At 38.8% G+C, this 14,406-nt stretch carries 11 protein-coding genes; 2 read left to right on the forward strand and 9 right to left on the reverse strand.

Annotation, left to right across the window (positions count from 1 at the left end; translation table 11 throughout):
- On the forward strand, positions 1–1,281 hold the full coding sequence (gene ltrA, locus ACPUEN_RS02265) for a group II intron reverse transcriptase/maturase (RefSeq protein ID WP_425638213.1): 1,281 nt from the start codon (positions 1–3) through the stop codon (positions 1,279–1,281).
- A 94-nt stretch (positions 1,282–1,375) separates the two neighbouring features.
- Here the strand turns inward: ltrA and ACPUEN_RS02270 are convergent, their stop codons facing one another.
- The 9 genes from ACPUEN_RS02270 to ACPUEN_RS02310 form a co-directional block, all read right to left on the reverse strand.
- Positions 1,376–1,798 carry a hypothetical protein gene (locus ACPUEN_RS02270; protein ID WP_425638214.1) on the reverse strand — a complete coding sequence of 141 codons (423 nt, stop codon included), beginning with the start codon at positions 1,796–1,798 and terminating at the stop codon, positions 1,376–1,378.
- Between the two features lie 294 nt (positions 1,799–2,092).
- A complete protein-coding gene (locus ACPUEN_RS02275; RefSeq protein ID WP_425638215.1) occupies positions 2,093–5,749 on the reverse strand; it encodes a DUF7149 domain-containing protein in 3,657 nt (1,218 codons plus the stop codon).
- A 476-nt stretch (positions 5,750–6,225) separates the two neighbouring features.
- Entirely contained in the window at positions 6,226–7,878 is a 1,653-nt protein-coding gene (merA, locus tag ACPUEN_RS02280; RefSeq protein WP_027375687.1) for a mercury(II) reductase, read from the reverse strand.
- A complete protein-coding gene (locus tag ACPUEN_RS02285; RefSeq protein WP_027375686.1) occupies positions 7,875–8,234 on the reverse strand; it encodes a heavy-metal-associated domain-containing protein in 360 nt (119 codons plus the stop codon). The genes merA and ACPUEN_RS02285 overlap by 4 nt, the downstream gene beginning before the upstream one ends.
- A gap of 47 nt (positions 8,235–8,281) precedes the next feature.
- Positions 8,282–8,887 carry a mercuric transport protein MerTP gene (gene merTP, locus ACPUEN_RS02290; protein ID WP_027375685.1) on the reverse strand — a complete coding sequence of 202 codons (606 nt, stop codon included), beginning with the start codon at positions 8,885–8,887 and terminating at the stop codon, positions 8,282–8,284.
- Positions 8,884–9,261 carry an ArsR/SmtB family transcription factor gene (locus ACPUEN_RS02295; RefSeq protein ID WP_027375684.1) on the reverse strand — a complete coding sequence of 126 codons (378 nt, stop codon included), beginning with the start codon at positions 9,259–9,261 and terminating at the stop codon, positions 8,884–8,886. The genes merTP and ACPUEN_RS02295 overlap by 4 nt, the downstream gene beginning before the upstream one ends.
- A gap of 342 nt (positions 9,262–9,603) precedes the next feature.
- Positions 9,604–10,323, reverse strand: a complete 720-nt coding sequence (locus ACPUEN_RS02300; protein ID WP_425638216.1) for a hypothetical protein — start codon at positions 10,321–10,323, stop codon at positions 9,604–9,606.
- Between the two features lie 158 nt (positions 10,324–10,481).
- A complete protein-coding gene (locus tag ACPUEN_RS02305) occupies positions 10,482–10,919 on the reverse strand; it encodes a hypothetical protein (RefSeq protein WP_425638217.1) in 438 nt (145 codons plus the stop codon).
- Positions 10,920–11,051: 132 nt separating this feature from the next.
- Positions 11,052–12,416, reverse strand: coding sequence for a tyrosine-type recombinase/integrase (locus ACPUEN_RS02310; protein WP_425638218.1), 1,365 nt, complete (start codon positions 12,414–12,416; stop codon positions 11,052–11,054).
- Between the two features lie 186 nt (positions 12,417–12,602).
- Here ACPUEN_RS02310 and ACPUEN_RS02315 point away from each other — a divergent pair, with 186 nt between their 5' ends.
- Positions 12,603–14,348 carry an ABC transporter ATP-binding protein gene (locus tag ACPUEN_RS02315; protein ID WP_425638219.1) on the forward strand — a complete coding sequence of 582 codons (1,746 nt, stop codon included), beginning with the start codon at positions 12,603–12,605 and terminating at the stop codon, positions 14,346–14,348.
- The last annotated feature ends 58 nt before the right edge of the window (positions 14,349–14,406 follow it).

A 14,406-nucleotide genomic window follows, 5' to 3' on the forward strand; every position in this document is an offset into this window, starting at 1 on the left:
ATGATAGCGAAAGTACTACAATCCAAAAACCTGTATAAAGTCTACCGCCAAGTGGTGGGTAATAAAGGTTCATCGGGAGTGGATGGTATGCAGGTGACCGAATTGAGGTCTTTTATAGACCAACGTAGGACAGCTGTATTAACAGACATCCTGAAAAGGAAGTATGCACCTCAAGCTATCAGAGGGGTGGAAATCCCTAAGAGTAATGGAAAAACCAGATTACTTGGAGTCCCATGTGTAGTGGACAGATGGCTTCAACAGGCGGTTAGCCAACAATTAGCCAGTCGATTCGAACTAACCTTCGAAGAAGAGAGCTATGGTTTTCGGCCTGGGAAGAACCTACATAGAGCAATAACACAATCACTGAAGCACATCAACGATGGCTATCAGGATATTGTGGACATTGACTTGAAAGGATTCTTTGATGAGGTACAACACTACAAGCTCCTTCAGCTGATCTACAACAGGGTAAAATGCCTCACAACCTTGTGGCTGATCCGAAAGTGGCTGAGAGCACCGATCCAGATCAACGGAAGGCTGCATAGACGCAGGAAGGGAATGCCACAGGGAAGTCCCCTTAGTCCTTTGCTGTCCAATATATTATTGGACGAACTGGATAAGCACCTTAAAAGGAAAGGGTTAAAATTCGTCCGCTATGCCGATGACTTCAGTATCTATACCCAGTCAAAAGCAGCCGCCCAAAAAGTAGGAAATGAAGTCTATCTGTTCCTGAAGAACAAACTGGACTTGCCTATTAATAGGGAGAAAAGCGGAATCCGAAGACCCTCTGACTTTGAACTGCTAGGTCATGGCTTCGTACCTACCTACAAAAAGGGAGAAAAGGGCAAATACCAACTGGTAGCGAAAAAGCAGAGTTGGGAAAACCTGAAACGTAAGCTCAAAGGAATCACCAAGAAAACCTTGCCCTACAGTTTGGACGAACGGCTTCAAAAACTAAGAGAGATATGGATGGGCTGGGTAAACAATTACCGACTGGCCAGTATTCAGGCTAAGCTCAAACAGCTCGACGAGTGGCTGAGGAACCGACTCAGATATTGTATCTGGCATGACTGGAAGAAACCAGAGCGAAAACGTAAAAACCTGATCAGATTAGGAGTGGATCAAGATCATGCTTACGCATGGAGTAGAACCAGAAAAGGAGGATGGGCCGTGGCTCAAAGTCCCATACTGGTAACAACAATTACACTTCCCAGACTGAGAAGAAAAGGTTATCTAAGTATGCTGGACTATTACTCAAAATCAAGGCCTGAGATTCAATGAACCGCCGTATACGAGACCCGTACGTACGGTGGTGTGAGAGCCTCTCCCTACTAGTGTTTGCTAGTGGGGCTGGCTACTCGATTGGCAGTAGTTTTTAATCCAAGCTATATAAGTTATAGACCCATTTCATATCATTGAAATCAACATATAATTGATTTCGTCCGTTTTGACTATTCAGTCTTACCAGACGTACTCTACAAGTCAACCCATCTTCGTTCACGCAATAAAAAGACCAAGTGTCATCACCGTCAGAGTCGGTAGTTTTCCCTTCGTCTTCAGCGACATCATAAACTTGGGTTTCTTTAGAATAGATTGTGAATCTGTCCTTGTCAATGTCCATCACAACCAAAACTGAAGTCTCTTCCCATTCTGACCAATCACTCCATTTATAGTCATTTACTTTAGTTTTAAACGCAACGGAAGTTGTTTTCAATTTGTACACTTGACCATATGTCAAATTTGTCACCAGGATAATAAATCCTAAAAGGAAGATTGATTTCAAATGTCTTGATTTCATACTTGTCTTTTTTTATTTCAAATTACTGCCAACGGTTTGCGGCTTGGCGTAGTGGCGGATTTTCACCACAAATGTTGATACGAAGCACTAATGTTTGTTTACCCACAAAACTGTCATACGAAGCACTAAACCCGCCATTACGCCAAACCGCTGTTAGCTGCTGCCCTTCTTGTCTGTCGTGGGTTTCGCTGTCTTTGGTGCGGTTGGACAGACACACTCTTTGCCAAGTTTTGGTCTGTGGGTCGGCTTGTGCGACTTGGCAATGTGTGTGGCTGTGAAGCGTTGGCTTGTTTGTCATTTTACACTTTCTTCTATAATTTCAATTTCGTCTTTTGTCAAGCCATAAATTTCATAAACAGCCATATTAATTTTTTCTTCTAATTCTTTAGTTTTCTTTACATCACTCTTGTCTGTAGCTAAAATTGTCTGAACAAGTTTTTTGATTTCATTGTGTTTCGATGAGCTTTCCTTAATTGGTAGTTCACTCAAAAAAGTCTTTGAAATATTTACTGTCAAAGTAGATTTGTTTGAAAACATAACTGAGTAATACCAATTCAGAATTTTTGAGTTTAACAATGCTAAGAAATAGTCTAACGAAATAGTTGCATCATCATTTAAAACAAGATTATTTACTGAGTTAAAAGTATAATACTGGTTTCTGTCAATTGTGCAAGTTAGTGGGCTTGTCCCGCCACTAATTCTTTGAATTATTATTTTGTCTGAAAGATAAATTTCCTCTTCTCTTGCTCTGTTTAAAAGTTCTCTGTCGTAGTTGATGTAATTATTGTCGAAGGAAATATTATAACGTCCAAAGTTTTTACCATAAAGAAGTGGTTTGTATTTGCTGTTTACTTTTGAACTCTTTACATATTTGTCCTTATCACCGTCTATTCCAGGAGAAATGTATTTAAAGTAGTTATTCAAAGGATTAGAATTTGCTTGGATTTTTTCAATTAATTTAATTTCAATATCGTTGAGAAGAATGTTAAAAGTGAAACTTACATTTTTCCTAAACAAACTTTGAGGAATTTCCGACTTAGTGTATTTGCCTTTCTCAAAATCTGAAATGTCTTTTATAATCTTTGTCTTTCCTGTGCTCTCACCTTTTTCGTAACTAAAAATTACAGTTGATACTGTTGCTTCTGAAAACACATTTGAACCTAAGTCTACAATTTCGGTAATCTTGCAATTGTCAAGAAGAAAAAGTCTAACAGCTTCATAGGTTGTTGCTCTTAGAATATTGTTTGGAATAATGAACGAAAAAACGGCATTGTTTTTCATCAATTCAAAAGACCGCACCATAAATAAACCGAACAGATTTATTTTCCCTGTTTGGATATTCAAACCTTTTGAAATTGCTTTAACTGAATGCTTACTTAGAAAATCTGCAACGTAATTTTTATAAAGATTGTCAAAATCAGCTTCTCTTGTAAATACATACGGAGGATTACCAATTATTAAATCAAAGCCAACATAGTCGCCATCATTATTTAAAACTTCAGGGAATTCAAAACGCCATTCAAAAGCATTCTCAAATATTTTGTTTGCTTTTATATCTTCAATTTCTCCTTCTATTTTTTTTGTTTCTTCTGTCAGGTCTTTAACTTTTTTATTCCATTCCGCTTTTTCCTTTTTGCTCATTTCAAAAAGTTGCCCTTGATTTGTCAACCTAAAAAGGTCGCCTGATAATTTTCGTAACTTTTTTACTTTGGGGTCTGTCATTGAAATTTCACTTCTAAAATCCGATTTAATGTCGGCAATCAGTCGTTCCATTTCTTTTTTCTGTTCTTTACTTTCGGCATTGCGGTATGTGTCTACTGCAATACGATACATATCTATGCTCCATTTGCCTTTGCTCTTTTTTAATGCTTGGCTCAAATCGGCATCCATTGAGAAACGGCTCACTAAAGAGTTGCCGCATTTTATATTGATGTCAATGTTTGGAAGTGTTTCAAGTTCTGTGGCGTTTTTGTAGTAAGCATTTTTTAATAGTTCAATCCACAAACGCAAACGGCAAATTTTTACTGAGTTGGAATTGATGTCAACACCGAAAAGGCAATTTTCAATTATTGTTTGCTTTTCGTGGAAAAGCATTTCTTGTATTCTTTGACTTTCCTTGTTAGTTGGATTGTATTCAAATAGTTCACTTTCTTCGTCAGTTACAATTAGTTCATCATTTACAACTTCAACTTGATATTCTTTTAATCGTTTACCTTCTCTGTCTTGCAGAATTTTTAAGTCGTTTTTTACGGCAATCATTTCATTAAGTGCCGAAACCAAAAAATGTCCTGAACCAACGGCAGGGTCGCAAATTTTGATACTGTTTACAATTTCATTGGCTTCTTTGCGGTCTTCAATTTTATCGTAGAGTTCTTCAATGTTTTTACACTTCCACTTTTTTGTTTCGTTGAATTTCTGAACAACGGCTTTGCGAATAGTTTCACGACACATATACATTGTAATGAAACCCGGAGTAAAGAATGAGCCGTCTTTGTATCCGTTTATTTTCTCAAATATTAAACCGAGAACAGATGCGTTAATAAGTGCTTTGTTATCTTCTTGAATTTCTTCCGAACCTTCACTACTGAAATCATAGGCGTTCAAAAACTCAAATAAATATTCTAAAGTATTTAAACTTCCAGTTCGCTTTTTGCCTTGGTCATTCTTTAATACAGTAGTTGAAATAATTGGAATTTTCTTGTCATCCTTTAAGTTGCTAATGAATAAGGTTACTTGCTCTATGTCAGTAGGCTCGAAAAGTGATGAGTTTAGATATGGAACTTTTTCAAATGCTTTTTTTACATCATCGTTTCTGTCTTTAAACTTACGAGCCAACACTTGAAAGAACAAGCTGTTTAGGTCATCATAGGTTTTGATTTTATCTAAATTCAGAAAAGAATATGATTTGTCGCCTTTGTGATAAGTTATAAGTTGGGCTTCCAACAACTTTAAAAATAAAATCCTATTTATCCAAGTAATGCTTAATTCAAGTGCAACGCTGAATAATCTTTCTGGTATTGTGCTTCCGAATTGGCTTGGTTTTTCAAGACGGCTTAATTTATCTAAACTGTCAAGCTGAATAATTGCATCTTCGAGTATTGTTCCTGAATGTCTTTCGCCTGATTTATTTCTTTCAATAAGTTTTTTATTTCCTTCTTTGGTTTCGGTCAAGCCGATAATGTGCAACAACTCGCTATAAAAGCGTTTGTCAAGACTGTTGCTGTCGTTCGTGAAAGGAAGTTTTAAAAGATGTTCAGGTGATAAGAGTTTGAATAAAGCAATTAGCGAATTGTCGTCCGCTTTGTCATCATTGCGAAGTGGCTTTTGATAATCTTGAATATTGAAGTATGTAAATTCAATTTCTGCTGTTATGTCGGCAATAAAAGGCTCGGCAATTTGTTTGTAGAAAAAATCAGTTTTTGTGTCTGCCAAACGTCCGCCTTCAAATTCTGTAAATTGCTTTACGAGATTTTTGTTTTGAGCAAAAAGTCTATCGAATAGGGTAGCGTCAAAAATGAACCATTCGTTAATGTTGGTCGCTACCAAGTGTTTTACTTCAAGATTTTTATGTGTTATTCTTTCTCGTAAGTAGTAAAGCACTAATTCCTGAAACGCTTTTGCGTTCAGTTTTTTAGTGGTAATCATTTCTGATTTATTGGTCGGCTTTTTAGCTTCAATGATTACACCAACGGAACTTTTAGCCGTGTTTCCATTATGAATAACAAGGTCGTTTCGACCTTTAGTATTTATATAATGGTTTGGGTCGTAGTATGTTTTCTTTAAGAAGTCAATGACAAGGTTTTTATGAAACTCTTCGCTTTCGGTGTCATTTGTCCTGTCGAGTAAAGCAATTAGATTAGTCTTGAAACCTTCAATTTCAGTCCTGTTCGGTTTTACTTTTAAAAAGGCTTTGTTTAATGCCTTTCGTGGTTTCAATTCTATTATTTTCATCTACAATTTTATATTCTTTTTTCAGTCGGTTAAGATAAGTTTTTATGTCGAAACGGTGTCAGTGCGTTGGCGAAAAAATGGCTCTTTTGGTTTTGCGAAGGGTCGGCTTGTGTGTCGGGCAAAACCAAATGTGCCATTTTGTGCGGTTGGCTTTTCGGGTCGTTTTTCTGTCGGTTTGATGTTGCTCTGTCGGTCGTCATAGGGTTGCAGCTAACGGTTTCGTGTATGAGCAGTAGCGGATTTGAAAGTACAAACCTTTCAGTTTAGCACAAAGCTTATTAAAAGCACAGACCTTGATTTTACCACTTCACCCGCTATTGCTTATACACAATGTTGTGCGTTCGCCCTTTATTTTCAGTCGGTTTAGTAAATTTTCAAAGGTAGGATTTTTTGGGGTAGGGAAGGCACTCTCTCTTGCAAGTTTTGGTCAAGCGTTGGCTGGTGCGACTTGCAAGAGTGTGTGCCTTTGGGGCGGATTAACTGGCACAGCAACTTAATTTTGATACGTCTTTTCCGAAAGTTATTGCTGCTAATTTTATACCTTCTCCCAAAGTCAAATAAGGGTAGAAACTGTCTGCTAAGTCTTTCACCATTATTCCGTATTTGATTGCCATACTTAATTGTTGTATGAGTTCTCCACCTTCGGGTGCGACTACTCTTGCACCTATAAGTTTGTCAGTTTCCGAGTTACGAATGAGTTTGATGAAACCCCTTGTGTCGTTGGCTGCTATGGCTCTCGGTACGTCTTTCAATTCCAATTTTGACACTTCAAACGGAATGCCTTTTGATTCTGCCTGTGCTTCATCTAAACCTGCCCCTGCAATTTGTGGGTCAGTAAACACCACCCAAGGTAAAGAAGAATAATCGGCTTTATTATCTGTTCCTGAGAACGCATTTTCAACGGCAATTTTACCTTCAAAAGCGGCTGTATAAACAAATGCAGGGGTGTTGGTTACGTCACCTGCTGCGTAAATGTTAGGTAGATTGGTTTCCATTTTTTCATTCACAGCGATATGTCCGCTTTTGGTGAGTTCCAAACCAATGTTATCTAACCCTAATTGGCTTGTATTGGCTTTTGTGCCTGTGGCAATTACTACCTTACCTTTTTCTATAATTTGCGTAAATGAACCGTCAGGACATTTACAGTGAATGATGGTTTCATTCGCTTGTTTCTCGAATTTCACGGCTCTGAAATTAGGTAAGATTTCAATGCCTTCTTTTCGCATTTGGGTTTCCAATGCTTCACTGATGTCTGGGGTTTGTGTCCGTAGAACACGGTCGGTAAATTCAATGATTCGGACTTTAACGCCTAAACGATTGTACGCCATTGCAATTTCCAAACCTATGTAACCTGCTCCCATAATGGTCAAGCTTTCGGGTTTTTCTTCCAAGTCGAAAAGGGAAACGTTGGTCAAGTAGTCAATTTTGTCCAATCCTTCAATAGTCGGAATGTTGGTCGTAGCTCCCGCAGCAATTAAAAATTTGAAGGCTTTGTATTCCTTGCCATCAACCAAAATGGTTTTGTTGTCTTTGAATTTTGCCCAACCTTTTAGCATAGTCAGGTTTTCAAAATCGCTTACCACATCCATATATTTTTTCTCTTGAAGTGTGGCTACTAATTTTTTCTTGTCTTTGATGATTTGAGCGAAATCAATATCAACTCCTTTTGGCTTGATGCCTTCAAAGTTGGAATGTGTAGCGTGATAAGCCGACTCGCCTGCACGAATAAGATTTTTAGAAGGCACACAACCCACGTTGACACAAGTACCGCCAAAGTCCAAACCACCGTTTACCATTAAGGTCGATAATCCTAAACTTTCGGCTTTGATTGCTGCCGAAAATGCAGCCGAACCGCCACCGATAATGATTAAATCAAATTGATTAATTCCGCTGTTTCCATTATCAGGGATTTCACTTTTTACACGATAGTTTTTTGTGCCGTTGATGGTATTAATGATTTCTTCTTTGCTGGTTTTGGTAGGGTCAAAAGAACATTCGCAAGTAGCTTTTGGATAGCTCACATTAGCTTCTTTTACACCTTCATTTTTGGAAAGTAATTTTTCAATGCCTGTTGCACAATGGTCGCAGGTCATTCCTATGATGTCAAGTTTTATTATTTCTTTGTTCATAATGATTTCTCTTTTTGATTTTCCTTAATGATTTCGGCTTTATAGCCTGTCTGCTCAATAACCTTGATGATAGCGTCAGGATTTGTTTTCTTTGGGTCGTATTGGATGGTTGCCAAATCGCCCGGATATTCCACTTTGTGTTCAATAATGCCGTCCACTTCTTTGAGGGCATTTGAAATATGGTTGGAACAACCTGCACAAGTCATTCCCGTGATTTTCAGTTGCAGGGTCTTACCTTCTTGCTGTGTTGTATTTGCTGTTTGTGCTTTATTGTCAGTCGGTTTGCAACATTGTGCATTGAGCTGAGCAATTCCAATTAGGAACAAAGCACTCAATAGAATTAAATTCTTTTTCATTGTGTAATTATTTAATTAAGTTCTTAAATACAAAAGGCAAAAAAATACTATTTCTTGCCAACCACTTTGTAACCTGTACCGTTGATGGCTTCTTCAATTTGAGCGATACTCACTTTGGTTTGGTCAAATTCTACTTTGGCAATCGCTTCTTCATAAATCGCATCTACCTTAACAATGCCTGGCAATTTGTTCACATCATTTTCTACGTGTGAAGCACAACCATTGCAAGTCATTCCTTTTACATCAAAAGTTACCGTTTGGATGTCAGAAGCATTGACGATTACAACTTCCTTGTTGTCGTTTGAAGGATAGAAAATGTGTGCATAGTTTGGAAAAGCGAGCATCAAGGCTGCAAACACGGTTACAATTCCCAAGAATGTTTTGGTCTGCATAAAGGGTTTTTTTTCGTCTTCTTCGCAATCACATTGGATTTCTTCGGCTGTTCGTGGTTTGAGTTTCTGATACCAAGCAAAGCCCAATACCAAAACGGTGATACCGATTAGATAAGGTCTTGCTGGTTCCATCCATGAAAAGGTAGATGCCACTCCTGAAGCTCCTGAAATAAGAGCCAATACAGGTGTAATGCAGCAAAGTGATGCTGCTACTGCCGAAAGCACACCCGCTCCGACAAGTCTGTTGTTTTTCTTGTTCATACTGTTTCCTTTTTTGAATTGTTTATGATGTGTTTAAAAAATGGACGAAGTAAAGTAAGTTGCTCCTGTTTCAAAGAGTAGAAAATGGTTTGTCCTTCTCTTCTACCTTCAATGACGTTTCCGTCTTTTAGTTTTCTGAGGTGTTGCGAAACGGCAGGGATGCTCATTCCGAGAATGTCTGAAAGGTCGCAAGGACAAAGTTCGTTTTCTTCTTCTAAGAGAAATAAGATTTTTAACCTTACTTCGTTTCCTGCCAATGCTAAAAGTCCACTCAGTTGACTGAATGCCTTGTCGTTGGTTTGAAGTATTTCTCTACAATTGTCTATTTGAACCTTGTCGGCAAACACACGGATACACGATTGATTGTTTTCCATAATTTCCTTGTTTAGGATTTAATAACGCAGCAAAAATACAAATAGTTTTCTTATTTAAGCAAATACTTAATTATAGTTTTTAACAATTCTTCTTTGTCAGCGGTGGGTGATTTAGCTCTTTTGGTTTTTTAGCGTTGGCTTTGAGTGTCGGAAAAACCAAATGTGCTAAATGTGCGGTGGGTTTTTAGGGTGACGCACAACGGTTTGCAGCTTCCCGAAGGTGGCGATTTCAAAGCACTTCACTGTCAACCAAGCACAAACTTTGATAGTAGCACCAAGCTTGATTTAACCACTGAACCGCCACTTTTGGGTAGGTGCTGTTATGCGGTCGGCTTTCTTTTATTAGTCAAGTTGTATCTCAATTTTATTTCGTTTGGTGTCAATGTTAAACCAATTCTGTTTGTCTGGATTAGGCACACATTCTTTAATGTCTAAGTTTCTTGCGTATTTGCTTAATGCCTGGTCTCCAAATTTCAAAGTCAATTCATATTCTGTTTGTCCGTCTTTACCGATAAATGCTTTTAGGGTAATTTGTCTGTTGTCATTTACAAATTTTTGAGAATATGAACTGTCAGGTTGGTTTAATAAAATCCCGTCACACCAAAATCCTTTGATTTGGTCATTGTTTGAATACTCAAATACTTTACAAATTTCATATACTAAAAACTCACAAAAGTCTTGGTTAATAATTTTCTCCTGTCCGTTGTTTGATTTTTTTATTGAGCTATAATAGTTTAAGAAGCTTTCAACAATTTTATCAAAGTCTGATTGGTTGCAAAACTTTGTTGAAATGTCTATTAAGTCTGCAATGGAACTTCCTGCTTCAATTTGCCAAGCATTCTGTCCGTCAAATTCTTTTGTTGTAATTTTCTCAATGGTTAATGGAGTTCCAAAGTAGTCTTTAAGTTCTTTAATAAAGTCGGCAATTTCTTTTTGGTTATAAGTTGGCCAATCATTCATAGCGTTTAAGAACAATGTTGCAAATTCCTTTTCCTTATGGTCTTTTGCGTCAGATTCAACCATGTCAAAAAGTGTGGAATATGTAATGATTGTGTTGTCCATTGTCGTCATTTAAGCTGCCGCATAACGGTCTTGTATAACCGCAGTTACGGGTTTATATGCGTTAATTTTCGGTTTGGCACAGACATTAGCAATTCCGAGTGGATTCGGACGTAGTCGAATCCGCCGTAATTGCGGTTATACATTGTTACCTGCTGGCTTTAATTTCCATTTAGGTAGTCGTACTTCATTATTTCGTCAAGTTCATCATCAATATTTTCGTCAAATTTCAGATTGTAAAGCATCCATTCATTTTTAGCTTTATAATATTTGAAGATAAATCTTAAAGGTTGTCTTTCGTATTTTACAAGATATACCGAAACTTTTAGGCTTTCACCAAGTGATTTTTCGGTTAGTTTTTCAAATCCGATATATTCACCCATAAGATTTGCGTATTCTCGTAACTGGAATTTCACTTTTTCCGTTCCGTCCTTATTTTCGCCCATCCATTTATTAGTCCCGAATATATAGTCAAATGCAGAATCAGTATCTTTTTCATACATTTTAATAAATTTCGAAGTCAATTCTTCAGTTGAATTTTGGCTAAATGCAATTGAAGTCAGTAAAGTCAGACTTACTAGTAAAATTGTTTTTCTCATGTTTAGTTTTTGTTTTGTTCAGCTTGCAGGTAACGTTTGTATATCCCCAATTGGGGATATCTCCCCAAATTGGGTTGATATCCACAAGAACTTGGTGATATTTCTCATTTATTTTATGCTTAGTAAACTTAGTTAAATATCCAGATTATCCAAGGGGCTTTGTATTTGGTCAAATCCCTTGGTAGTGATATGGGTGTAAACCTGCGTGGTTTTTGGACTTTCATGTCCAAGCAGACTTTGAATGTATCGCAGGTCTGTGCCATTTTCCAAAAGATGCGTCGCAAAGGAATGTCTTAACGTGTGCGGAGTCACTTTCTTTCTGATCTTTGTCTTTGATACTGCCGCTTTTACGATAGATTCTATACTGGAGGAGGAGTATTTTATAGGGTTCGCCTTTGTACTACCTTGTCCTTCGAATAGGTAATATACAGGCCTTTCTCTTTTGATATATTCTCTCAATATCTCCAAAGTCCGCTTAGACAAGAGGGTGTACCTATCTTTTTTAGCTTTTGCTTGTTTGATGAATATCTGCATACGTTGGGAGTCTATGTCGCTGATCCTTAGATCAATTAATTCTGAGACTCTCAATCCTGCAGAATATATGGTCATTACTATTGCTTTATGCTTTAAGTTTTTCGTTGCGTTCAGTATTGCAATGATTTCTTCCTCACTGCAGACGACGGGAAGTGTTTTCTCCCGGAGGGGCCGGTCTACATGATAAAATTTGCGCTCACCTCCTTTTACTTTTTCGAAATAAAATTTGATAGCATTGATCGCTTGATTTTGGTAGGAACTGGAAACTCTTCGTTCGGTGACCAGATATCTCGAGAATTCCATTATTTCTTTTTCGCCCAACTGGTCTATTTCGAGAGCTGAAAAGTGATTGATGAATTCTTCAAATAGCGGAATATAGGCCCTGGCGGTACTGGGACTATACCTTCTTTCTTGTAATTTTTCTAGATAGGATTCCGGACATTTTTTATAATTGGATATGGATTCCCGACTTGCTTTAGGAGTTGTTAACTTTGGTTGCTCATTCACCTGTCTGAGACTCAAACCGAACTCTTTGATTTTTCTTTTAACTTCTTCTTCAAATTTTTCAGAATAGGGAATCGTCCACCACTTATTTTTCGCATCCCATTGATAATAGGGGATGGTTTTGATGTACTTGATTACCTCTGCAATGTAGCCGAAAACCAGCTTGATACGGCCTGAATTGGTACGAATCATCAGTACTTCATTTTGTTGAATGGGTTTGTCGGTGGAAGTTGGGTTAGGGATCTCTTCAGTGATCTCAAGTAGCTCTAACCGAGTCCCAAAATATCCGGTTAGCTTTTCCAAGTTCCCCGGATAATTGGGCAGTTCCCAGATGTAGTTTTGCTTATTCCATCGGACAAATGGAATCGACCGAACAACCGAAATATCAGCCTCATTTTTAGGCATTTTAAGAAGGATTTTTCTTCCAATTACACGGATTTCTATGGCTGTAGAGTACATGTTGAAAAAGTTAAAAATTCGTCTTACAAACTAATCCTTAGTAAAATACGCAAAAACGACTTTCAGTCGAAGCTGTTGGTTACAATCCTCTGAATTTGTTTTTTGGGGTTACTTCTCTGTTAAGTTCCTGTTGATTTGGAACTGTGCAATACTATTTGAGGTTGTTCACTCCAAACACACTATTTCATGGCCAGAACAGCAGAGCGCAAAGTCACCATGGGGCAGGTCTTTAAGACCATCATATGGCCCCGTAGAAAGCATTTATTTTTAGGCTTATTCCTGATCATCATCTCCAGACTGGCCAGCTTAGTCTTGCCAGGAGCCAGCAAAATCCTGATCGATGAAGTCATTCCTTCCAATGATCTCACCATGCTCAAATGGCTGATCGGAGGGGTGGTTTTAGCCATCGTCGTACAGTCGACTACTTCTTATGCACTGACGCAAATTCTCAGCGTGGAAGCACAAAACCTGATTTCCAAACTCAGATCTCAGGTTCAGGCGCACATCATCAAGCTCCCGATTCGCTTCTTTGACAATGCCAAAACAGGGGAGTTGGTTTCCAGAATTATGACGGACGTGGAAGGTGTTCGAAACTTAGTCGGGACGGGTTTTGCGCAAATGATCGGTGGGATTCTGACAGCTGTGATCTCCTTATTTCTTTTGATCAGTATCAGCCCGATGATGACGCTGTATGTACTGCTTCCGGTTGTGGTTTTTGGTCTGGTTTCGCTGAAGGCTTTCGGGAGAATTCGTCCTATTTTCCGTGAGCGTGGCAAAATCAATGCTCAGGTGACAGGAAGACTGACCGAGACACTTGGAGGGATCCGTGTGATCAAAGGTTTCAATGCCGAACAGCAGGAGATTAATACCTTTGCCAGAGGTGTGGATGAGCTTTTTCAGAATGTAAAAGCAAGTCTCACGGCAACGAGTTTCGTAACTTCTGCAGGTGCTTTATTGCTTGGATTAGCTTCTGCTGGCATCATGGGGATGGGAGGCTACATGATTATGCAGGGGGATATGACTTTCGGAGATTTCCTTGCCTTCACACTTTATTTGGGATTTATGATCGCGCCGATCGTGCAGATGTCCAATATAGGAAGTCAATTGACTGAAGCATTTGCCGGGCTGGATCGTACGGAGGAAATCATGAACACTCCGCTGGAGGCAGATGACCGCACCCGGAACCTCTCCTTGACGGAGTTTAGAGGGGACATCAAGTTTGACAAGGTTTCCTTCGCCTATGAGGAAAATAAGGATGTGATCAAGGAAGTGAGCTTTCATGCGCCGGCAGGTTCAGTGACAGCATTGGTAGGAACTTCGGGCTCTGGGAAAACGACTATCGCCGGTCTGGCAGCTACGTTTTTGAATCCTGATTCGGGCAAAATCACCTTGGATGGAAATGATCTGCAGATTGTAACCTTAGAGTCGTTTCGGTCTAGATTGGGAGTTGTTCTACAGGATGATTTCTTGTTTGAGGGTACGATCAGGGAGAATATCCTTTTCCCAAGACCAAATGCAAGTGAGGAAGATCTTCATAAAGCCGTCATAGCTGCTCATGTTCAGGAGTTTACTGACCGCTTTGAGGATGGTCTGGATACTTTAATTGGTGAAAGAGGAGTAAAGCTTTCCGGTGGACAGCGACAGCGAATCGCCATTGCACGGGCGATTTTGGCAGATCCTAGGATTTTGATTTTGGATGAAGCGACTTCTAATCTGGATACCGAATCTGAGACCTTGATTCAGGCGAGTTTGAAGGAATTGATGAAGGGTAGAACTACTTTCGTGATTGCTCACCGCTTGAGTACGATACGCCAAGCAGATCAGATTTTGGTGGTGGAAAAAGGCCATATTGTAGAGCGAGGCAAGCATGATGAGCTGATCGCGTTGGAAGGAAGGTATTACCAGTTGTATACGTATCAGTCGAGGATTTGAGAAAAGCAGAAGTCTAAAGTTAGAAGTCTGAAATCTTCGGTAAACGTCGTCAAGATGA

The organism is Algoriphagus yeomjeoni (genome assembly GCF_049821175.1).
Taxonomy (GTDB): Bacteria; Bacteroidota; Bacteroidia; order Cytophagales; family Cyclobacteriaceae; genus Algoriphagus; species Algoriphagus yeomjeoni_A.